General features: G+C 54.5%; 16 protein-coding genes. 13 read left to right on the top strand and 3 right to left on the bottom strand.

The annotated features are described in order from the left end of the window. Positions 1–331 precede the first annotated feature (331 nt). From tig to ABIE29_RS06250, 8 genes are all read left to right on the top strand, one after another. The gene (gene tig / locus ABIE29_RS06285; protein ID WP_429617296.1) at positions 332–1,636 is read left to right on the top strand and encodes a trigger factor; all 1,305 of its coding nucleotides are present in this window, start codon (positions 332–334) and stop codon (positions 1,634–1,636) included. Positions 1,637–2,056: 420 nt separating this feature from the next. Beyond that, positions 2,057–2,680, top strand: coding sequence for an ATP-dependent Clp endopeptidase proteolytic subunit ClpP (gene clpP / locus ABIE29_RS06280; RefSeq protein WP_429617295.1), 624 nt, complete (start codon positions 2,057–2,059; stop codon positions 2,678–2,680). Positions 2,681–2,887: 207 nt separating this feature from the next. Beyond that, complete coding sequence (gene clpX / locus ABIE29_RS06275; RefSeq protein WP_248944682.1) at positions 2,888–4,159, top strand: ATP-dependent protease ATP-binding subunit ClpX; 1,272 nt, start codon at positions 2,888–2,890, stop codon at positions 4,157–4,159. A 194-nt stretch (positions 4,160–4,353) separates the two neighbouring features. Then, positions 4,354–6,708 (top strand): endopeptidase La, encoded by a 2,355-nt coding sequence (lon, locus tag ABIE29_RS06270; protein ID WP_021805482.1) that lies wholly within the window; start codon positions 4,354–4,356, stop codon positions 6,706–6,708. A gap of 217 nt (positions 6,709–6,925) precedes the next feature. Next, complete coding sequence (gene hupB / locus ABIE29_RS06265) at positions 6,926–7,198, top strand: nucleoid-associated protein HU-beta (protein WP_004954599.1); 273 nt, start codon at positions 6,926–6,928, stop codon at positions 7,196–7,198. Between the two features lie 170 nt (positions 7,199–7,368). Further along, positions 7,369–9,249: a peptidylprolyl isomerase gene (gene ppiD / locus ABIE29_RS06260; RefSeq protein ID WP_429617294.1), complete on the top strand. Its 1,881-nt coding sequence runs from the start codon at positions 7,369–7,371 to the stop codon at positions 9,247–9,249. A gap of 269 nt (positions 9,250–9,518) precedes the next feature. Continuing rightward, positions 9,519–9,896, top strand: coding sequence for a ComEA family DNA-binding protein (locus ABIE29_RS06255; RefSeq protein ID WP_429617293.1), 378 nt, complete (start codon positions 9,519–9,521; stop codon positions 9,894–9,896). A gap of 197 nt (positions 9,897–10,093) precedes the next feature. Beyond that, a complete protein-coding gene (locus ABIE29_RS06250) occupies positions 10,094–10,507 on the top strand; it encodes an acyl-CoA thioesterase (RefSeq protein WP_429617292.1) in 414 nt (137 codons plus the stop codon). Positions 10,508–11,077: 570 nt separating this feature from the next. Here ABIE29_RS06250 and queC read toward each other — a convergent pair. Further along, a complete protein-coding gene (gene queC, locus ABIE29_RS06245; RefSeq protein ID WP_429617291.1) occupies positions 11,078–11,776 on the bottom strand; it encodes a 7-cyano-7-deazaguanine synthase QueC in 699 nt (232 codons plus the stop codon). A 152-nt stretch (positions 11,777–11,928) separates the two neighbouring features. After that, positions 11,929–13,635: an SgrR family transcriptional regulator gene (locus ABIE29_RS06240; RefSeq protein WP_429617290.1), complete on the bottom strand. Its 1,707-nt coding sequence runs from the start codon at positions 13,633–13,635 to the stop codon at positions 11,929–11,931. A gap of 132 nt (positions 13,636–13,767) precedes the next feature. Here ABIE29_RS06240 and cof point away from each other — a divergent pair, with 132 nt between their 5' ends. After that, positions 13,768–14,589 carry an HMP-PP phosphatase gene (gene cof / locus ABIE29_RS06235; protein ID WP_429617289.1) on the top strand — a complete coding sequence of 274 codons (822 nt, stop codon included), beginning with the start codon at positions 13,768–13,770 and terminating at the stop codon, positions 14,587–14,589. Positions 14,590–14,770: 181 nt separating this feature from the next. Here the strand turns inward: cof and ABIE29_RS06230 are convergent, their stop codons facing one another. Beyond that, a complete protein-coding gene (locus tag ABIE29_RS06230; protein ID WP_429617288.1) occupies positions 14,771–15,811 on the bottom strand; it encodes a PLP-dependent cysteine synthase family protein in 1,041 nt (346 codons plus the stop codon). A 166-nt stretch (positions 15,812–15,977) separates the two neighbouring features. Between ABIE29_RS06230 and ABIE29_RS06225 the strand changes: the two genes are divergently transcribed. From ABIE29_RS06225 to glnK, 4 genes are all read left to right on the top strand, one after another. Next, a complete protein-coding gene (locus tag ABIE29_RS06225; protein ID WP_429617287.1) occupies positions 15,978–16,439 on the top strand; it encodes an Lrp/AsnC family transcriptional regulator in 462 nt (153 codons plus the stop codon). Between the two features lie 80 nt (positions 16,440–16,519). After that, complete coding sequence (locus ABIE29_RS06220) at positions 16,520–18,295, top strand: SmdA family multidrug ABC transporter permease/ATP-binding protein (RefSeq protein WP_429617286.1); 1,776 nt, start codon at positions 16,520–16,522, stop codon at positions 18,293–18,295. Further along, complete coding sequence (locus ABIE29_RS06215; protein ID WP_429617285.1) at positions 18,288–20,066, top strand: SmdB family multidrug efflux ABC transporter permease/ATP-binding protein; 1,779 nt, start codon at positions 18,288–18,290, stop codon at positions 20,064–20,066. Before ABIE29_RS06220 ends, ABIE29_RS06215 begins: the two co-directional genes overlap by 8 nt. A 273-nt stretch (positions 20,067–20,339) precedes the next feature. Beyond that, positions 20,340–20,678, top strand: a complete 339-nt coding sequence (gene glnK, locus ABIE29_RS06210) for a P-II family nitrogen regulator (RefSeq protein ID WP_004949337.1) — start codon at positions 20,340–20,342, stop codon at positions 20,676–20,678. Positions 20,679–20,704: the final 26 nt, after the last annotated feature.

Raw genomic sequence — 20,704 nt, 5'->3', positions numbered from 1 at the left:
CCCGTATTTAAGGTATTACTACTGACGAATTTTGCAACGGCCTGCGGGCCGTTGCTGTTTTTGATGACGACAAAGCCGAAGGTTTTTGCAGCTTTGATGGCTACGGCAGCCAGGTATTTGGGCGTAAAATCGGCAAAAGTGTGATTTTTAACGCGCCAGTGCCGCCTTGCCATCCTCGACTAGCTACGCTTGCGCCGCTATAATGTCGCGTCTATTTTTTCCGGAATGGTTTCGGAACGCTCTCGACATCAGGGAACTCGGTTTTTAATGTAGCCGTCCTGGTTCTTGGAACGGAGTTGACCGAGCACTGTGATTTTTTTGAGGTAACAAGATGCAAGTTTCAGTAGAAACCACTCAAGGCCTTGGGCGCCGTCTCTCTATTACTGTACCCGCTGATGTTATCAATCAGGCAGTAAAGAAAGAGCTGATCAACGCAGCTAAAAGCGTACGTATCGACGGTTTCCGTAAAGGCAAAGTGCCGATGAACATCGTCGAACAGCGTTATGGCGCCTCCGTCCGTCAGGACGTGCTGGGCGATCTGATGCAGCGCAACTTTGTTGACGCGATCATCAAAGAGAAAATCAACCCGGCCGGTGCGCCAAACTACGTACCGGGCGAGTATAAAGAAGGCGAAGATTTCGCTTTCACCGTGGAATTCGAAGTCTATCCAGAAGTTGAGCTGAAAGGCCTGGAAAGCATCGAGGTTGAAAAACCTGTGGTTGAAGTTAACGACGCCGATGTTGATACCATGCTGGAAACCCTGCGTAAGCAGCAGGCGACCTGGAAAGACGCCGACGGCGCAGCCACTGCTGAAGACCGCGTGACCGTTGATTTCACCGGCTCTATCGACGGTGAAGAGTTTGAAGGCGGTAAAGCTGTCGATTTCGTTCTGGCTATGGGCCAGGGCCGCATGATCCCTGGCTTTGAAGAAGGTCTGGTGGGTCACAAAGCCGGTGAAGAGTTCACCATCGACGTCAACTTCCCAGAAGATTACCACGCAGAAAACCTGAAAGGGAAAGCGGCCAAGTTCGCTATCGTGCTGAAGAAAGTTGAACAGCGCGAACTGCCAGAGCTGACCGAAGAGTTCATCAAGCGTTTCGGCGTGGCTGATGGTTCTCTCGCCGGTCTGCGTACCGAAGTGCGTAAAAACATGGAGCGCGAACTGAAAGGCGCCGTGCGTAACCGCATCAAGACTCAGGCTATCGACGGTCTGGTCAACGCTAACGAAATCGACGTGCCAGCGGCACTGATCGACGGCGAAGTCGACGTTCTGCGTCGTCAGGCTGCACAGCGTTTTGGTGGCAACGAGAAGCAAGCGTTGGAACTGCCGCGCGAACTGTTCGAAGAGCAAGCCAAACGTCGCGTTGTGGTCGGCCTGCTGTTGGGCGAAGTGATCAGCACCAACGATCTGAAAGCCGATGAAGCTCGCGTTAAGACCCTGATCGAAGAAATGGCTTCCGCCTACGAAGATCCGAGCGAAGTTGTTGAGTTCTACAGCAAAAACAAAGAGCTGATGAACAACATGCGTAACGTTGCTCTGGAAGAACAAGCGGTAGAAGCCCTGCTGGCTAAAGCGAAAGTGACTGAAAAAGCCACTACCTTCAGCGAGCTGATGAACCAGACTCAACAAGCGTAATGCTGGTTGATGCCAGGATCAACCTGATGGCAGGTCCATTGCCGTAGCAGGGAGTTCCTTACAAGGCCCGTAACTTTGGTTGCGGGCTTTTCTTTTGCCACGTGACTGATTAATCTCGGCTTAACTGTGGCAATATGCACTATATTTATTGGGTCGAGGATGAATGGCGGTAGCGGAAGGCCAGTGGTTGTGACCTTGCCTGCCACACAGGGATGCTGGTGAAATTGTTCACCGGGCTTGAAATTCGCTCTGTGACCCCCAATTCCTACAACAGTATGGGCCGCTTTATCCGCCAGGCGGAATGATAGCGCCGTCAAATCAGTGTGGAGCCTGTCGATGGCTTGAACGTAGTCATGATGGCCGTTCTCAAGTAGAATCGACAGACAATGGCGCCAAGGCAATTTCTATTAGGAGACGGTAATGTCATACAGTGGCGAACGAGACCAATTTGCACCTAACATGGCACTGGTGCCGATGGTGGTAGAGCAGACTTCGCGCGGGGAGCGTTCTTACGATATTTATTCCCGCCTGCTGAAAGAGCGCATTATCTTCCTGACCGGCCAGGTTGAAGATCATATGGCTAATCTGATCGTGGCGCAGATGTTGTTCCTCGAGGCAGAAAGCCCGGAAAAAGATATTTTCCTGTATATCAACTCACCGGGCGGCGTGATCACGGCTGGCATGTCAATCTATGACACCATGCAGTTTATCAAGCCGGACGTCAGCACCATCTGTATGGGGCAGGCGTGTTCCATGGGGTCGTTCCTGCTGACGGCAGGCACCAAGGGCAAGCGTTTCTGCCTGCCAAACTCCAGAGTGATGATCCACCAGCCGCTGGGTGGCTACCAGGGCCAGGCAACGGATATTGAAATCCATGCGCGTGAGATCCTGAAGGTGAAGGCTCGCATGAATGAGTTGATGGCGCAGCATACCGGCCAATCGCTGGAGCAGATCGAACGTGATACCGAACGTGACCGCTTCATGACTGCGCAAGACGCGGTAGAATACGGTCTGGTCGACAGCATTCTGACGCACCGCAGCTAAAACCATACCCGAAGGGTCGCAAGCTGTAGTGCGTACCAGTTGCCTGAAAGGTTATGGGTACAGCGCGGCTTGCGGGCCGATAGGCTATAGTATTCAGAGCGGGCCTGGCTCGCTTTAAACAGCGTTATCGGCGTTCCCGGTATAAAGTTTGGGCGCATTGTCGCCGCGTAATGGTGCGGGACAAAGACAAAAGAAGAGGTTTGACTCATGACAGATAAGCGCAAAGACGGTTCAGGTAAGTTGCTGTACTGCTCTTTCTGCGGCAAAAGCCAGCATGAAGTGCGTAAGCTGATTGCCGGTCCGTCAGTGTATATCTGCGATGAATGTGTTGATCTGTGTAACGACATTATTCGCGAAGAGATTAAAGAAGTTGCGCCGCATCGCGAGCGTAGCTCATTGCCGACACCGCACGAAATACGTCACCACCTGGACGATTATGTTATCGGTCAGGAGCAGGCGAAAAAAGTTCTGGCTGTGGCGGTCTACAACCACTACAAACGCCTGCGTAACGGCGATACCAGCAATGGCATCGAACTGGGCAAAAGCAATATTTTGCTGATCGGCCCAACCGGTAGCGGCAAAACCTTGCTGGCAGAAACGCTGGCACGTTTCCTGGATGTGCCTTTCACCATGGCCGATGCCACGACGTTGACCGAAGCCGGTTACGTGGGTGAGGACGTGGAAAACATCATCCAGAAACTGTTGCAGAAATGCGACTACGACGTGCAGAAAGCCCAGCGCGGTATCGTCTATATCGATGAAATTGACAAGATTTCACGTAAGTCAGACAACCCGTCCATCACCCGTGACGTTTCGGGCGAAGGCGTGCAGCAGGCGTTGCTGAAGCTGATCGAAGGCACGATTGCGGCGGTTCCACCACAGGGTGGGCGTAAACATCCGCAGCAGGAGTTCCTGCAGGTGGACACCTCCAAGATCCTGTTTATCTGTGGTGGTGCGTTTGCCGGCCTGGATAAGGTGATTGGCCAGCGCGTTAACACCGGTTCCGGTATCGGTTTTGGTGCCACGGTGAAGGGTGAATCTGAAAAAGCCACCGAAGGCGAACTGCTGTTGCAGGCAGAGCCGGAAGACTTGATCAAATTTGGCCTGATCCCGGAATTCATCGGTCGTCTGCCAGTGGTTGCCACCCTCAGCGAACTGAGCGAAGAAGCGCTGATCCAGATCCTGAAAGAGCCGAAAAACGCCCTGACCAAGCAGTATCAGGCGTTGTTCAATCTGGAAGGGGTCGATCTGGAATTCCGCGAGGAAGCCCTGAACGCCATCGCCAAGAAGGCCATGACGCGTAAGACAGGTGCCCGTGGCTTGCGTTCGATTGTAGAAGGCGCGCTGTTGGACACCATGTACGATCTGCCGTCGCTCGAGAGCGTAGATAAAGTGGTGATCGACGAATCGGTGATCGCTGGCCAATCCAAGCCGTTATTGATTTACGGCAAGCCGGAAGCGCAGGCTTCTGGCGAATAATTAGCCAGTCAAACCAGAAAGTTAATCGTAAAAGGGGGATTTTATCCCCCTTTTCTTTTTCTCTACATTGTTACCGTTGAATGTCAGAGATTCATCCCCATATACTCATAATCCAGATTTTGTGAAACGTTTGATGCTGGCGTCTCATGAGATCCCCCTAAATCCTGGCGGAAATTAAACTAAGAGAGAGCTCTATGAACCCTGAGCGTTCCGAACGCATTGAAATCCCCGTGTTGCCATTGCGCGACGTGGTGGTTTATCCGCACATGGTGATCCCGTTGTTTGTTGGCCGGGAAAAATCGATTCGGTGCCTCGAAGCCGCAATGGATCACGATAAAAAGATCATGCTGGTGGCGCAGAAAGAGGCCTCAACGGATGAACCTGGCATTAACGATCTGTTCTCGGTCGGTACCGTTGCCTCGATTTTACAGATGCTGAAACTGCCGGACGGCACGGTCAAGGTGCTGGTCGAAGGTTTGCAGCGTGCGCGTATTACCACGCTCTCCGACAGCGGTGAACATTTCGCTGCCCAGGCTGAATATCTTGAATCACCGGCTATCGACGAGCGTGAGCAGGAAGTCCTGGTGCGCACGGCGATCAATCAGTTTGAAGGCTACATCAAACTGAACAAAAAAATTCCACCGGAGGTGCTGACGTCATTAAACAGCATCGACGACGCTGCACGCCTGGCAGATACCATCGCCGCGCATATGCCGCTGAAGCTCAGCGACAAGCAGTCGGTGCTGGAGATGTTCGATATCACCGAGCGTCTTGAGTACCTGATGGCGATGATGGAGTCGGAGATCGACCTGCTGCAGGTTGAGAAGCGCATTCGTAACCGCGTCAAGAAACAGATGGAAAAGAGCCAGCGCGAGTACTATCTGAATGAGCAGATGAAGGCGATTCAGAAAGAACTGGGCGAGATGGACGACACGCCGGATGAACACGAGGCGTTGAAGCGCAAGATCGAAGCGGCCAAAATGCCGAAAGAAGCGCGTGAGAAAACCGAAGCGGAACTGCAAAAGCTGAAAATGATGTCGCCGATGTCTGCGGAAGCAACCGTAGTGCGTGGCTATATCGACTGGATGATCCAGGTGCCGTGGAATGCGCGCAGCAAGGTGAAAAAAGACCTGCTCAAGGCGCAGGAAGTGCTTGATACCGATCACTACGGCCTGGAGCGCGTCAAAGACCGCATCCTTGAGTATCTTGCAGTGCAGAGCCGCGTCAGCAAAATCAAGGGCCCAATCCTGTGCCTGGTAGGGCCTCCTGGCGTGGGTAAAACCTCGTTGGGGCAGTCGATCGCTCGTGCGACCGGCCGCCAATATGTCCGTATGGCGCTGGGCGGCGTACGTGACGAAGCGGAGATTCGCGGTCACCGCCGGACTTACATCGGCTCCATGCCGGGTAAACTGATCCAGAAAATGGCCAAGGTTGGGGTGAAAAACCCGCTGTTCCTGCTCGACGAGATCGACAAGATGTCATCCGACATGCGTGGCGATCCGGCTTCAGCCCTGCTGGAAGTGCTGGATCCAGAACAGAACGTGGCGTTTAACGATCACTATCTGGAAGTGGATTACGATCTGTCCGACGTGATGTTCGTGGCGACCTCGAACTCAATGAACATCCCGGCACCACTGCTGGACCGTATGGAAGTGATCCGTCTTTCCGGCTACACCGAAGACGAAAAGCTGAACATCGCCAAACAGCACCTGTTGCCAAAGCAGCTTGAGCGCAACGCGTTGAAGAAAGGCGAATTGACGGTGGATGATAGCGCCATTATCGGCATTATCCGTTATTACACCCGCGAAGCCGGGGTACGTAGCCTGGAGCGTGAAATTTCCAAGCTGTGCCGTAAAGCGGTCAAGTCGCTGCTGATGGACAAGAAGCTCAAGCACATCGAGATCAACGGTGAGAACCTCAAGGACTACCTGGGCGTTCAGCGTGTTGACTATGGCCGTGCAGACACCGAAAACCGCGTAGGCCAGGTAACCGGGCTGGCATGGACGGAAGTGGGCGGCGATCTGCTGACCATTGAAACCGCCTGCGTACCGGGCAAAGGCAAGCTGACCTACACCGGTTCTCTGGGTGAGGTGATGCAGGAGTCGATCCAGGCTGCGTTGACCGTGGTACGTGCACGTGCAGAGAAGTTGGGCATTAACGCCGATTTCTATGAAAAACGTGATATCCACGTCCACGTGCCGGAAGGGGCGACGCCGAAAGACGGCCCAAGCGCCGGTATTGCCATGTGTACCGCGCTGGTTTCCTGCCTGACAGGCAACCCGGTGCGCGCCGATGTGGCGATGACCGGTGAGATCACCTTACGTGGTCATGTGTTGCCGATTGGTGGCCTGAAAGAGAAGCTGCTGGCGGCGCATCGTGGTGGTATCAAAACCGTGCTGATCCCTTACGAGAACAAGCGCGATTTGGAAGAGATCCCGGACAACGTCATTGCCGATCTGGAGATCCATCCGGTACAGCGAATCGATGAAGTTTTGAACATTGCACTGGTCAATCCGGCCTTCGGCGCACAGCCGGTAGCGGTAAAATAGTGACGTATAGCAAAAACCATTGATAAAACTTATGCTGGCAAGCCAATTCGGACTTGCCAGTATTTTTTTGTGCCGCTAAGTTAGATCCCTGTCGGCTCGCGTTTTGCCGCCGTTTGGTGGCTTGCCAAGGCCCGACGGGATTGATATAACAGCTGCGCTGTCGTAACCGTAGTGATTTTTTCGGTGCGACGTTTTGAATTCTAGAGGGGATGATAGAGTGAATAAGTCACAACTGATCGACAAAATTGCCGCGGGTGCTGATATTTCTAAAGCGGCAGCAGGGCGTGCGTTGGACGCAATTATTGCTTCCGTTACCGATTCCTTGAAAGAAGGGGATGACGTGGCTCTGGTTGGTTTCGGTTCTTTCACCGTGCGTGAGCGTTCAGCTCGTACCGGCCGTAACCCGCAAACGGGTAAAGAGATCAAAATTGCGGCAGCCAAAGTTCCGGCTTTCCGTGCAGGGAAAGCCCTGAAAGACGCAGTAAACTGATTACGGCGTTTAATCGCATCGCGTCGCCGGTAAACAATCACCTGACGCAGCGGTATTGGTAAGGTAAGATATAAGGCGCATCAGGTTGATGCGCTTTTTTTATTTTTGTCGCAGGGAACGCGCCTGCACAAGGGTTGTTAATCCACATCACAGCGGAGTGTTGTCACACTATGATGGACAATTTACGCGCGGCTGCTAACCACGTCGTGCTAAAAATCATCCTGGGGCTGATTATCTTGTCATTTCTTTTGACTGGAGTAGTCAGCTATCAGGGAAGTGCCGGCGATTACGCTGCGAAAGTAAATGGCCAGGTGATCGAACGCGCCCAGCTGGAACAGGCTTTCCAGAGTGAACGTAGCCGTATGCAGCAGGAACTGGGCGACCGTTTCTCAGCCATGGCTGGCAACGAAGGCTATATGCAGCAGATGCGCCAGCAGGTGTTGTCTCAACTGATCGACAAGTCGCTGCTGGACCAGTACGCGAAGACGCTGGGCCTGAGTGCCAGTGACGATCAGGTGAAAGATGCCATCCGTCAGGAAGCCTATTTCCAGACGGACGGCAAGTTCGACAATGTCAAATATCTCGACCTGATTACCCGCTCGGGCTTTAGCGCAGATCAATATGCGCAATACACACGCCAGCGCTTAATCAACCAGCAGATGATCCAGGGCTTCGGCGGTTCCGATATCGTTCCGCCAAGCGAAGCACAGTCGATGGTTGCCCTGGTACTGCAAGAGCGCGCCGTGCGTCTGGCGACGATCGATCTCAATGCCATGATGGCCAAGCAAACCGTCACCGACGAAGAGCTGAAGGCCTTCTTCGAGCAGAACAAAAACAGCTTCATCGCGCCAGAGAAGGTGAAAGTGAGCTTTATCCCGCTGGATGCTGCGGCATTGCAAGATAAAGTGACCGTTACCGAAGCGGATATCAGCGCCTATTACGATGGGCACCAGAGCAGTTTTGGCCAGCCGGAACGCAAAAAATACAGCGTGATCCAGCTGAAAACCGAAGCGGACGCCAAAGCGGTATTGGAAGAGCTGAAAAACGGTGGCGATTTCTCTGCCTTGGCGAAAGAGAAGTCCACCGACATCATCTCGCGCCGTACCGGTGGCGAAATGGACTGGATGGAGCCAAACACCACGGCTGACGAACTGAAACAGGCTAACCTGACCGAGAAAGGCCAACTTTCTGGCGTAGTGAAGTCTTCAGTGGGTTACCTGATCGTGCGCCTGGACGATATCAAGCCAGCGCTGGTGAAGCCATTGAGCGAAGTGCACGATGCTCTCGCCAAGCAGATCAAGCAGGAAAAAGCGGTAGATGCCTACTATGCGCTGCAGCAGAAAGTCAGCGAGGCGGCGACCAGCGATAACGAGTCCCTGGCCTCAGCAGAAGAAGCTGCGGGTATCAAGGCGGCTGACACCGAATGGTTTACCCGTGACACGGTTCCTGCTGCGTTGAACTTCAAGCCGGTCGTGCAGGCTATCTTCGATGGTTCGCTGATTGGCGAGAACGGCGCACCAGGCAGCAACTCTGACGTCATCACCGTTGACGGTGACCGTGCGTTTGTTGTTCGTATTGTGGCCCATCAGCCGGAAGGGATTGAACCTTTCGACAAGGTGAAAGATCGCGTAACCGCGATGGTCAAACACAACAAGGCACTGCAAGAAGCCAAGCTGCAGGGTGAAAAACTGCTGGTTGAGTTGAAGCAGGGTAAAGGCGATGAGGCGATGAAAGCCGCTGGTCTGAGCTTCGGCAGCGTACAGAAAATGGCACGCGCCCCGGAAGACAGCCAACTGGTGGAAGCCGTATTCGCATTGCCGCACCCGGAAACCGGTAAAGTGGTTTACGGCATGTCGCAGGATGCTCAAGGGAACGTGGTGTTGATCGCCCTCGATAGCGTTAAGCCAGGCACGCTGCCAGCAGACGAAATGAAAACCTTCGTCAGCAACATGGAGAAGGGAAGCGCTAGCGTGACCTTCGATACCTTGCTGACTAACCTGCGCAAAGAAGCCAAGATCAAAATGGGTGCCGCTGAGCAGCAACAGCCGTAACTTGTCCCCTATGGATTTCAAGTTGCAGCTAGGCGACAAGCTTGTTCATCCCCAGGAGCTTACTTTTCGTCAGTGACTGGGGTGAGCAAGTGCAGGTAACAACGCTGCAGCTTGAAAGACGACGGGGATTCGCACCGCATTTTTTTGCAACAGCTTGAAAGACTCAAAGGCCGCTTTCGCGGCCTTTTCCACATTTAAACTCTGCCATTTGCCGATCCTCCGCCGCTGCGGCAAGGTAACCAAGCTGTCAAACACAAGGAGGATACAGCATGCAATTTAGCGAAAATAAAACCATTGTCCGTTTTACCGTTATTCGCCAGCTACTCTTGGTGGCGGCGCTGTTTGGCCTGATAGGGAACTCGGCTATTGCCGCAGATAAACCCTCTCAGGGGCAACCACAGGCCGCAGCGGTGTCGCCTAAGGTCAGCCCTGAAGCGCAAAGCGAGAGTGAAGCCAAGGTCAGCATAAACCAGGCAGATGCAGAGGCACTAGCCAGCGTGTTGAACGGCGTAGGGCTGAAAAAGGCGGAGGCCATAGTGCGCTACCGCGAACAGAACGGGCCGTTTAGCGAAATAGACCAGCTACAGGAGGTGCCGGGGATCGGACCCTCCTTGGTGGAAAGAAATCGTGATCGACTGAAAATGTGATCCCGCTCGCGGCTGTGTGGCAAAGTGCTCTCGCAGCCGCGCTGCTCTGCTACATTTTACAGGTCATACCAGTCATCCATCGCCAACTCTTTGCCCAAGCCCGATGGTACAAGCGTGCGGCCTGCAAGGAGGGATATCACTGAACGGGTATGCCGGTATTAATTCGCCATCACCAGAGCAGGAGCGGTTGTTTCACTATGCAGACTTATATCAAAGTTCGTGGCTATCATCTTGATGTCTATCAACACGTTAATAATGCCCGGTATCTGGAATTCCTGGAGGAAGCACGCTGGGAGTGGCTGGAGGATCTGGATGCTTTCCACTGGATGACGCAAAACAACATCGCGTTTATCGTGGTGAACATCAATATCAATTATCGTAAGCCCGCCGTATTGGGGGATAAGTTGCGTATCGATAGCCAGATGCTGCAACTCAATGGCAAGAGCGGCGTGCTGAGTCAGCAGGTATTGCTGGAACCAGAAGGGGCAGTGGTCGCGGACGCGACGCTGACCTTTGTCTGTATCGATTTGAAAACCCAGCGGGCACTGCCGATTGAAGGTGAACTGCGTGAACACCTGGTGGCACTACAGCAGAAAGATGCTGAGGTCTGATTAAGCATCGTGCTTGTCATGGCCCCTCACCCTAGCCCTCTCCCACAAGGAGAGGGGACCGAACGTGCCTGTGGTTATTTCTCTCACGACCTGCCCATCGGTAAATGAAAGGGTCGGTGCTACAGGTATATCTCAGTACCTGATGACAACACCGTATCAACTCATGTAAGGGGTGACTCTTGCCTGGATGGCAACACCGTATCATCTCATGGACGGGATGGCTCTTGCCTGGATGACAACACCGTATCAACTCATGGACGGGATGGCTCTTGCCTGGATGACAACACCGTATCAACTCATGGAAGGGGTGACTCTTGCCTGGATGGCAACACCGTATCAACTCATGGAAGGGATGGCTCTTGCCTGGATGGCAACACCGTATCAACTCATGGAAGGGATGGCTCTTGCCTGGATGACAACACCGTATCAACTCATGGACGGGGGTGACTCTTGCCTAGATGACAGCGGCGTACCAGCTCCCTCTCCCTGTGGGAGAGGGTTGGGGTGAGGGGACCCAACGATAGCTTAATCTGACTTATTGAGCGGCATTGCAGCCGCCCATGAATTGGCTTAAACCAAGCCGGTTTTCCGCTTCAGGCTGGCCATCACGCCGACCTTGTCCTGCTGATACTGTTGCAACCCGTTGGCGCGCAGATGGCAGGCCGCACATTCACCACAACCGTCGCCTTGAACGCCGTTATAACAGGTGAGCGTCTCATGGCGGATGCGTTCCAACTGCTGGTAATAGTCCGCCAGCGCCCAGGTCTCGGCCTTGTTGAGCCACATCAGTGGGGTTTCAAAGCGAATATCACGTGCAATCCCCAGCACGATGGCCTGATTCAGGGCCTTGACAAACTCGTCGCGGCAATCCGGATAGCCCGAGAAATCCGTCTCGCACACGCCGGTGATCACGGCTTCGGCTTCCACCTGGTAGGCATAAATCGCCGCCAGGGTGAGGAACAGGATGTTGCGCCCCGGCACAAAGGTGCTTGGCAAGGCATCGGTCTGCGTGCTGTCGTAGGCGGGAACTGGAATGTTATCGCGAGTCAGGCTGCTGATGGCCAGCTCATTGAGCAACCCAACGTCCAAAACCTTGTGCGCCTTGGCCCCCAGGGTTTGGCATAGGGCCTGGGCCACCTCGATTTCGGCGCGATGGCGCTGGCCGTAATCGAACGTGATGCAGTGAACTTCATCATACTGTTGCAATGCCTGGATCAAGCAGGTCGTGGAGTCTTGTCCACCGCTAAAAACGACGACTGCGCGTTTCATACAATCTACCTTCTGGCTAGGAGCCATTCCCGATGCACATTCGGGCGGCCGGTTTATGCCCTTTCCACCAGGCTTAAGCGCTGATGGCCTGAGGGCTACATACTCATACTGCGGGGATGCTATCAGAAATGCTTCCTGCAGCGTAGGGCAACCTACTCATCCAGCGGCGGTGGCAGCCACGCCTGGCAAAAATCAAACCAGCCGTAGGCGGTGAGCATTACGCCATGAATGCGAGGAGGTGCGCTCACCTGGTACTGATAGTTGAATAGTGGCGTCAGGATGGCGGCTTCCATCAACTGTTGATAATACGCTTTTAACTGGCTGTAGCGTTGCAGTGGTACAGGGCACTGCTGGATCTGCTGCAGGATACGCTGCTGGTGTTGCCAATCCTCTTCTCGCAAGATCCCTTGCCACAGCAAATCGCGACGTAGCCAGCTTTCTAACGTCGCTTCCGGGGCTTCACCAATCAGGTTATCGGCCAGCAGCAGATCGGCTTGGGCTATCTGCTCGGTACTTTGCCAACGTTTGCCGGAATAATAGCGGATCGCTAATTGGCAGCCATGCTCCGCCAGCAATTGTTGCAAAGCCTGAGTCACGCTTTCTAGTTCGATCGGTGGATGGTACAGCAGCGTCAACCGAGGGGGGAGCTCAACATCCTCTCTGACATCATGCTCAGGGATCGCCCAGCCCGGCAGCATTTCATGGCTTGGCATGATCACGCCCTGCTGGATGGGCAAACTGGCCAGCAGCCCGGAGCGCTGGATCAGCATCAGCAGCTTTTGCCCTTGGGTCTCACTCAGCACGCCACGGCGCTGGTTAATTGCCAGGTAGCACCACCCTTGGCTCATACTGCGTTGTACCGGCCGTGCCTGTGCCAGCTCTTCCTGCTGGCCGATGGTGATGCGTACCGGGTGCTGGCAACTGGTGTCGGTACTGCGGGTTGGCAACTCTGGCGTGATCCAGTATTCGATGCTTTCCAGATAAGGATGTTGCAGGTGGTAGTAAGGATGCAGTTCCAGTCGCACCATATGCGGCTCGTTTAGTGCCAGCTTAAAGGGACCTGCGCCGAGGGTCGGTAACTCTGGATGGGTCATCAGGCAGGGCAGTTCTGCCAGCCGGTGTGCCAGCCAATAGTCGGGTATTTGCAGATCGAACTGGACGCATAGCGTATGCGGCAGGCTGATTGCCGCCACGCTGCTCAATAATGGCTGGCTACGAGGGTGCTGGCGCAGGGTATTGAGAGTCTGCAATAGCTGTTGGGCCGTCAAGGTCTCGCCGTTATGCCATCGCAGCTGATTGCGCAGAAAGAACTGCCAACGCAGGCCGTCTTCGCTAACCTGCCAGTGATGGGCCAGATCGGGCTGCGGTTCTGGGCAACCGGTATTGAAGCGTGTCAAACCGGCATAAACGGTGGCGACCAGATGCTGTTCCGCGCGGCCGCTTAGCGTCAACGGATCGAGCTTTTCCAACGTGCGGTAATAAGGGATACGCAGCGTAGGGCTGCCTTCCTGCCATTGCCCGCCGAGGTGGGGGCTCAGCAATTCTTGCAGATGCTGTGGCGCCAACTGCGCCATTTCCAGGGCTCCCTGGTGATCGCCCAGTTGCAGTAAACGTTGAAGATGAGCGGCCCGTAGTTCATCGGGGGTTTTCAGGCATTGCAACTGTGCGCGTTTCCCCCTCCCGGCCTGTGAGTGCCAACTTAGCCAACCTTGTTGCTGCAACTGCTGCACCAGGGTGCGTGCATGTCGCTCGCTGCAACAGAAGATCGCAGCTAATTCACCGATGGTGATCGCCACCGGCGCGCTGCCTAGCTGGTGGTACAAACGTTGATACTGGCCGAGGCGATGAACTAGGCGCATAGCGTTATCCTAGGGGTTGCAAGCGATGAAAGATAAATCAGGAAGCATTTGGGGCAATTGTTCACTATTACTTCCGCAAATACCACCCCATACTGCGGTGATTGCCATTGTGCTCACATTTACGAGGTTCCTATGTATCGCCTGGCCGCTTTCGATATGGATGGCACCCTGCTGACCCCCGATCACCGTGTCGGGCCGGAAACGCTGAGCGTGTTAAAGCAGCTTATCGACAGGGAGATAGTGGTGACCTTTGCCACTGGGCGGCATTACCTCGATGCCCAGCCGGTCATGGCGCAACTGGGTTTACAAGGTTATCTGATCACCGGTAACGGCACTCGCGTCTATGACCAGCAAGGGCAGCAACTGCATGCTACCGACTTACCGGCGGAGATTGCCGAAGAGGTGTTGCATACCCATTGGCGTACCTCTGCCAGCATGCACGTGTTTCGTGATGAGGGATGGTTGACCGAAACCGCAGTGCCGGAAATGCTGGCTGCACATCATCTCAGTGGCTTTCATTTCCAACTCGCCGATTTGCGCCGTCTGCCCGCGTTTGGCAACAGCAAGGTCTGTTTCTGTGCCCCCCATGAAGAACTGGTCATACTGCAGACACAGTTGAGTGAGCATTTTGGCACCCGTGCCGACCTGTGCTTCTCGGCCTATGATTGCCTCGAGGTGTTGCCAAAAGGCTGCAACAAGGGCGCTGCATTGGACAGGTTGAGCCACCATCTGGGGCTGACGTTGGCCGATTGTATGGCCTTTGGCGATGCGATGAATGATAAGGAAATGCTGGCGGGTGTCGGGCATGGCGTGGTGATGGGCAATGCTTTGCCACAGTTGAAATCGTCATTGCCCCAATTACAGGTTATCGGCCACTGCGAACAGCAGGCGGTGGCTCACTATTTACATCATTGGCTGCGTTCACCACACCTCACCTATTCCCCCGAATTCTGAGGTATTAGCATTACAGCCGGCCGGGTATGACTACCCGGCTTTTTTTTCCCCCTTCGTCTTTCAAGTTGTAGCGTTGTTGGCTGCGTACCCTCACCCCAGTCACTTACAAAAGTAAGCTCCTGGGGATGAGTGTCCTTGCCGCCTAGCTACAACTTGAAATCCATTGGGGATATTTATTCACTTAAAGCTTGGTCAACTGAGTGCGATAAGGCGTCAGATCGCCGATATGGTTGCTGACCCAGTCGCTGCTGTAATAGGTATCCAGATAGCGCTCGCCGCTGTCGCATAGCAGAGTGACGATGGCACCTTGCTCGCCTTTTTCCCGCATCTGTCTGGCCAGTTGCAGTGCTCCCCAGACGTTGGTGCCGGTGGAGGCTCCTACCTTGCGGCCAAGAATATTTTCCAACCAATAAATAGTAGCGATACTGGCGGCATCGGGCACGCGCAGCATGTTATCGATCACCGAAGGGATAAACGACGGTTCGGCGCGTGGGCGGCCAATACCTTCGATACGGCTGCCACAGCTACCGATGATGGTGCGATCGCCATGATGGAAGCAGTCGTAGAACACCGAGTTTTCCGGATCGACCACGGTGAGCTGTGTATCATGACCTTGATAGCGAATATAGCGCCCCAGCGTTGCTGAGGTGCCGCCAGTGCCAGCACTCATCACGATGTGTTTCGGAACCGGGTGCGGTTCGCGCTCCATCTGGCGGAAAATGCTGTCGGCGATGTTGTTGTTACCACGCCAGTCGGTGGCGCGTTCGGCAAAGGTGAACTGATCCATATAATGGCCGTTCAGCTCTTTGGCCAACTCCTCTGACACCGCATAAATCTGGGCCGCATGATCGACAAAATGGCTGCGGCCTCCGTAAAAGGCGATTTGCTCCACCTTACGTTTAGCCGTACAGGAAGGCATCACCGCGATAAACGGCAGGCCGAGCAGGCGGGCAAAATAGGCTTCAGATACCGCCGTGCTCCCCGAAGAGGCTTCAATAATCGGCGTGTTCTGGTTGATCCAGCCGTTACAGAGCCCATAAAGGAACAGTGAACGCGCCAGGCGGTGTTTCAGACTACCGGTGGGGTGGGTGCTTTCATCTTTCAGGTAAAGATAGATGCCAGGAAATTCCGGCAAGTTCAAGCGGATCAAGTGCGTATCGGCGGAGCGTTGGAAATCCGCTTCTATTTCACCAATAGCATATTTTACCCAAGCGTTTGTCATGATCTGGCCTCAAAATAGGGGGCTTAAACTTGCCGCTTTGCAAGCTGTAGCTTGAAATTCAGCAGGGATGTTTGAGGTGTAGCATAGCGGTTCAGCGAGAAAAAAGGATTGCCATTTTTCCTGTTTAATCGCCTAATGGGAGAAATATTTTCTATGAACCCCCCTTATGTTGGATAAAACTGACCGTAAACTGCTGTGCATGCTGCAACAGGACTGTACGCAATCGCTGCAAGTGCTGGCCGAAGCGGTGAATCTGACCTCAACGCCCTGCTGGAAACGGCTGAAAAGGCTGGAAGATGAAGGTTACATTCGCGCGCGCGTCGCGCTGCTGGATAATGAAAAGCTTGGGCTTGGCCTGACGGCGTTTGTGCTGATAAAAACCCAGCAACACAGCAGCGAGTGGTATCAAAAATTTGTCGCTCTCACCGCGCAGATGCCGGAAGTGTTGGCGTTTTACCGTATGGCGGGGGAGTATGATTACCTGATGCAGGTCGAGGTGGCGGACATGAAAAGCTATGACAATTTCTATAAGCGCCTGGTGACCGGCGTGCCGGGACTGATTGATGTCACTTCCAGCTTCGCGATGGAAAAAATCAAATACACCACGGCGCTACCCGTGCCAGAGTGAAATCGTCACTCTACTGTTGAATGTTAAGGTTGCAGGGTTGCGGCCGCTAATTTGTCGGATACTGTCTGGAATAAAACTGCGTGAGACTCTTTGCTCAAATCGGCTGGTATTTTCGCCGCGAGTGGCGTCGCTACCTCGGGGCGGTGGTGCTACTGATTGCCATTGCCATACTGCAACTGCTACCGCCTAAGCTGGTTGGCATCATTGTCGATGGCGTCACCAAGGATCAGATGTCCAACAAGGTGCTGATGGCCTGGCTGGGGTTGATGCTTGGCACCGCCATTGTGGTTTATCTGCTGCGCTATGTGTGGCGAGTGCTGTTGTTTGGCGCTTCCTACCAGCTGGCCGTAGAACTGCGGGAAAACTTCTATCGTCAACTCAGCCGTCAGAACCCGGCTTTCTATTTGCGCCACCGAACCGGCGATCTGATGGCCAGAGCGACCAATGATGTTGACCGCGTAGTGTTTGCCGCCGGTGAAGGCGTGCTGACGCTGGTGGACTCTTTGGTCATGGGGCTGGCGGTGCTGATTGTGATGAGTACCCAGATCAGTTGGCAATTGACCCTGCTTTCCCTGATCCCGATGCCGATCATGGCGATCGTCATCAAATACTATGGCGATCAGTTGCACCAGCGTTTCAAGTCGGCGCAGGCCGCGTTTTCCAGCCTTAACGATCAGGCACAGGAGAGCATGACCAGCATCCGTATGATCAAGGCTTTTGGCCTGGAGGATCATCAGTCCAACCAGTTTGCCGAAGTGGCAGCGCAAACCGGCGCGAAGAATATGCACGTGGCGCGAGTTGATGCGCGCTTTGATCCAACGATTTACATCGCTATCGGTGCGGCCAACCTGCTGGCGATCGGCGGCGGTAGCTGGATGGTGGTTAACGGTTCCCTCACGCTGGGCCAACTGACCAGCTTTGTCATGTACCTTGGCCTGATGATTTGGCCGATGCTGGCACTGGCCTGGATGTTCAACATCGTCGAGCGCGGCAGTGCCGCCTATAGCCGTATCCGCAGCCTGCTGGAAGAGGCACCGGCCGTGAAGGATGGTGAACTTGAGCTACCCGATGGGCGCGGCTGCCTAAGCGTGGAAATCAATGCGTTCCATTATCCGCAAACCAACAAACCTGCGCTGCATGACGTGGCGTTGCAGCTTCAGCCGGGACAAATGCTGGGGCTGTGTGGGCCGACAGGTTCGGGTAAATCGACGCTGCTTTCGTTGATCCAGCGCCAGTTTGATATTGATGACGGCCATATCAGCTATCACGGCTTGCTGCTCACCCAGATCAAGCTCGACGAGTGGCGTTCACGCCTGTCGGTCGTTAGCCAGACGCCGTTCCTGTTCTCCGATAGCGTGGCCAATAATATTGCCTTGGGCAACCCGGCGGCCACTCAGGAACAGATTGAACAGGCAGCGCGCCTGGCCAGCGTGCATGAAGATATTCTGCGTTTACCTCAGGGTTACGAGACCGAGGTGGGTGAGCGCGGCGTGATGCTTTCTGGTGGTCAGAAACAGCGTATTTCCATCGCGCGAGCGCTACTGCTGGGGGCGGAAATTCTGATCCTCGACGATGCCCTCTCGGCGGTGGATGGGCGCACCGAACACCAGATCCTGCATAATCTGCGCAGTTGGGGGCAAAACCGCACGGTGATCATCAGCGCACACCGCCTTTCGGCCCTGACGGAAGCCAGCGAAATTCTGGTAATGCAACACGGCTCGGTGGTACAGCGCGGACAGCATGGGCAATTGGCTACAGAGCCTGGCTGGTATCGCGACATGTATCGCTATCAGCAACTGGAAGCGGCGTTGGATGAGGCTCCTGATAGCACCGAGGAGGGTTTGGCCGATGAGTAAAATACAAACTATATGGCCAACGCTGAAACGTTTGCTGGCCTATGGCTCGCCTTATCGTAAACCTCTGGGGTTGGCGGTATTGATGTTGTGGGTAGCGGCGGCGGCGGAAGTCGCCGGGCCAATTCTGATCGGCTACTTTATTGATAACTATGTTGCCAAAGGGCAGCTGCCGCTGATGATTGTCAGCTCCCTGGCAGCGGCTTATATCCTGCTGGAACTGCTCGCTGCGGCGTTGCACTATTTCCAGGCCATCCTGTTTAATCGGGTAGCGGTTGGGGTGGTACAGCGGTTGCGTACCGACGTGATGGACGCGGCCTTGCGCCAACCGCTGAGTGCCTTTGATACCCAGCCTGTCGGGCAATTGATCTCGCGAGTCACCAACGATACCGAAGTGATCAAAGATCTGTATGTGATGGTGGTGTCCACGGTACTGAAAAGTGCGGCGCTGATCGGGGCGATGCTGGTGGCGATGTTCAGCCTGGACTGGCGCATGGCGCTGGTGGCGATCTGCATCTTCCCGGCGGTGCTGGTGGTGATGGGGATCTATCAATACTACAGCACGCCAATCGTGCGGCGGATGCGTAGCTACCTGGCGGATATCAACGACGGCTTCAACGAAGTGATCAGCGGCATGGGAGTGATCCAGCAGTTCCGCCAGCAGATCCGCTTTGGTGAGCGCATGAGTGCGGCCAGCCGCTCGCATTATACCGCCCGGATGCAGACACTGCGGCTGGATGGTTTCCTGTTACGGCCGCTGCTTAGCCTGTTCTCTGCCCTGGTACTATGCGGTCTGTTGATGCTGTTTGGTTTCAGCGGTGAGGGCGCGATTGGCGTGGGGGTGCTGTATGCCTTCATCAACTATCTTGGCCGGTTGAACGAACCGTTGATTGAGCTGACTGCCCAGCAATCGATATTGCAGCAGGCCGTGGTGGCCGGTGAGCGTATTTTCGAGCTGATGGATCGCAGCCAGCAGAGCTATGGCAGTGACGATAGGCCGTTGGCGAGTGGCCGTATCGATATCAGCGACCTGAGTTTTGCCTACCGCAGTGATAAAAAAGTGCTGCAGCATATCTCTTTGCAGGTGCCGTCACGGGGTTTTGTTGCCCTGGTGGGGCATACCGGCAGCGGAAAGAGCACCTTGGCTAACCTGTTGATGGGTTATTACCCGCTGAGCGAAGGGGAAATTCGTCTGGATGGTCGCCCGTTGTCCACGCTTTCGCACCGTACCCTGCGCCAAGGTATTGCCATGGTGCAGCAAGATCCGGTGGTGATGGCGGAATCGGTGCTGGCGAACGTCACGCTTGGTCGCTCTATCGGTGAAGAGGCAGTCTGGCAGGCGCTGGAAACGGTGCAACTGGGGGAACTGGTACGTAGCTTCCCACAGGGCATCCATACGCGCCTGGGGGAGCAGGGGAATAACCTGTCCGTAGGACAGAAGCAACTGTTGGCCTTGGCGCGCGTGCTGGTCCAGGCACCGCAGATCCTGATCCTGGATGAAGCGACCGCAAACATCGACTCTGGCACCGAGCAGGCGATCCAGCGTGCCTTACGGTTGATCCGCGAGCAGACGACGCTGGTGGTGATCGCCCATCGCCTTTCAACCATTGTGGATGCCGACTCTATTCTGGTACTGCATCGCGGTCATGCCGTGGAGCAGGGCAACCATCAGCAACTGTTGGCACAGCAGGGCCGCTACTACCAGATGTATCAGCTACAGCTGGTGGGCGAAGAGTTGGCTGCCACGGCTCGCGATGAAACTCAGCCCGCATAACCTTAAGCAAGGGCTTCGTTCCAGGAGCCCGCACCACCAACAGGCAATAGCGCTATTCAACTCCCTCCTGCTGCACTTTCCCAACGCGTAATGCACCAAAAGGGTGCGCGATCCCCAGGCAGCGATCTCTGCTTTCCTCCAGAGCTGGCCTCTGATTGTGGATGTTTCCATATAATCATTTGAATTTAAATATAAAATAATTTATGGCACAGCCTTTGCTTTATATGACTCGTACCGGGGGTAAGTTTTTGGGCTTAATCGTGGAGAGGCAATATGAAGCTGGTTACCGTGGTGATCAAACCATTCAAATTAGAGGACGTGCGTGAAGCCTTATCCTCTGTAGGTATTCAGGGGCTGACCGTAACTGAAGTCAAAGGATTTGGCCGCCAGAAGGGCCATGCCGAGCTCTATCGCGGGGCAGAGTACAGCGTCAATTTCTTACCGAAGGTCAAAATTGATATCGCTATTGCCGATGACCAACTGGATGAAGTGGTTGATGTGATTAGCAAGGCAGCCTACACCGGCAAGATCGGTGACGGCAAAATTTTCGTTGCCGAATTGCAACGTGTGATTCGAATTCGTACCGGCGAAACCGACGAAGCGGCTCTGTGATCGCAGGCTCAGTCAACTGAATGGGG

Source organism: Serratia sp. 2723 (genome assembly GCF_050434425.1).
In the GTDB taxonomy this organism is placed as follows: Bacteria; Pseudomonadota; Gammaproteobacteria; order Enterobacterales; family Enterobacteriaceae; genus Chania.
This window is presented reverse-complemented; position numbering and strand designations above follow the sequence as displayed.

Excerpts from the sequence above, each read along its gene's own strand:
- tig (WP_429617296.1), top strand. The coding sequence starts at position 332 with ATGCAAGTTTCAGTAGAAACCACTCAAGGCCTTGGGCGCCGTCTCTCT.
- clpP (WP_429617295.1), top strand. The coding sequence starts at position 2,057 with ATGTCATACAGTGGCGAACGAGACCAATTTGCACCTAACATGGCACTG.
- clpX (WP_248944682.1), top strand. The coding sequence starts at position 2,888 with ATGACAGATAAGCGCAAAGACGGTTCAGGTAAGTTGCTGTACTGCTCT.
- lon (WP_021805482.1), top strand. The coding sequence starts at position 4,354 with ATGAACCCTGAGCGTTCCGAACGCATTGAAATCCCCGTGTTGCCATTG.
- ppiD (WP_429617294.1), top strand. The coding sequence starts at position 7,369 with ATGATGGACAATTTACGCGCGGCTGCTAACCACGTCGTGCTAAAAATC.
- ABIE29_RS06255 (WP_429617293.1), top strand. The coding sequence starts at position 9,519 with ATGCAATTTAGCGAAAATAAAACCATTGTCCGTTTTACCGTTATTCGC.
- ABIE29_RS06250 (WP_429617292.1), top strand. The coding sequence starts at position 10,094 with ATGCAGACTTATATCAAAGTTCGTGGCTATCATCTTGATGTCTATCAA.
- queC (WP_429617291.1), bottom strand. The coding sequence starts at position 11,776 with ATGAAACGCGCAGTCGTCGTTTTTAGCGGTGGACAAGACTCCACGACC.
- ABIE29_RS06240 (WP_429617290.1), bottom strand. The coding sequence starts at position 13,635 with ATGCGCCTAGTTCATCGCCTCGGCCAGTATCAACGTTTGTACCACCAG.
- cof (WP_429617289.1), top strand. The coding sequence starts at position 13,768 with ATGTATCGCCTGGCCGCTTTCGATATGGATGGCACCCTGCTGACCCCC.
- ABIE29_RS06230 (WP_429617288.1), bottom strand. The coding sequence starts at position 15,811 with ATGACAAACGCTTGGGTAAAATATGCTATTGGTGAAATAGAAGCGGAT.
- ABIE29_RS06225 (WP_429617287.1), top strand. The coding sequence starts at position 15,978 with ATGTTGGATAAAACTGACCGTAAACTGCTGTGCATGCTGCAACAGGAC.
- ABIE29_RS06215 (WP_429617285.1), top strand. The coding sequence starts at position 18,288 with ATGAGTAAAATACAAACTATATGGCCAACGCTGAAACGTTTGCTGGCC.
- glnK (WP_004949337.1), top strand. The coding sequence starts at position 20,340 with ATGAAGCTGGTTACCGTGGTGATCAAACCATTCAAATTAGAGGACGTG.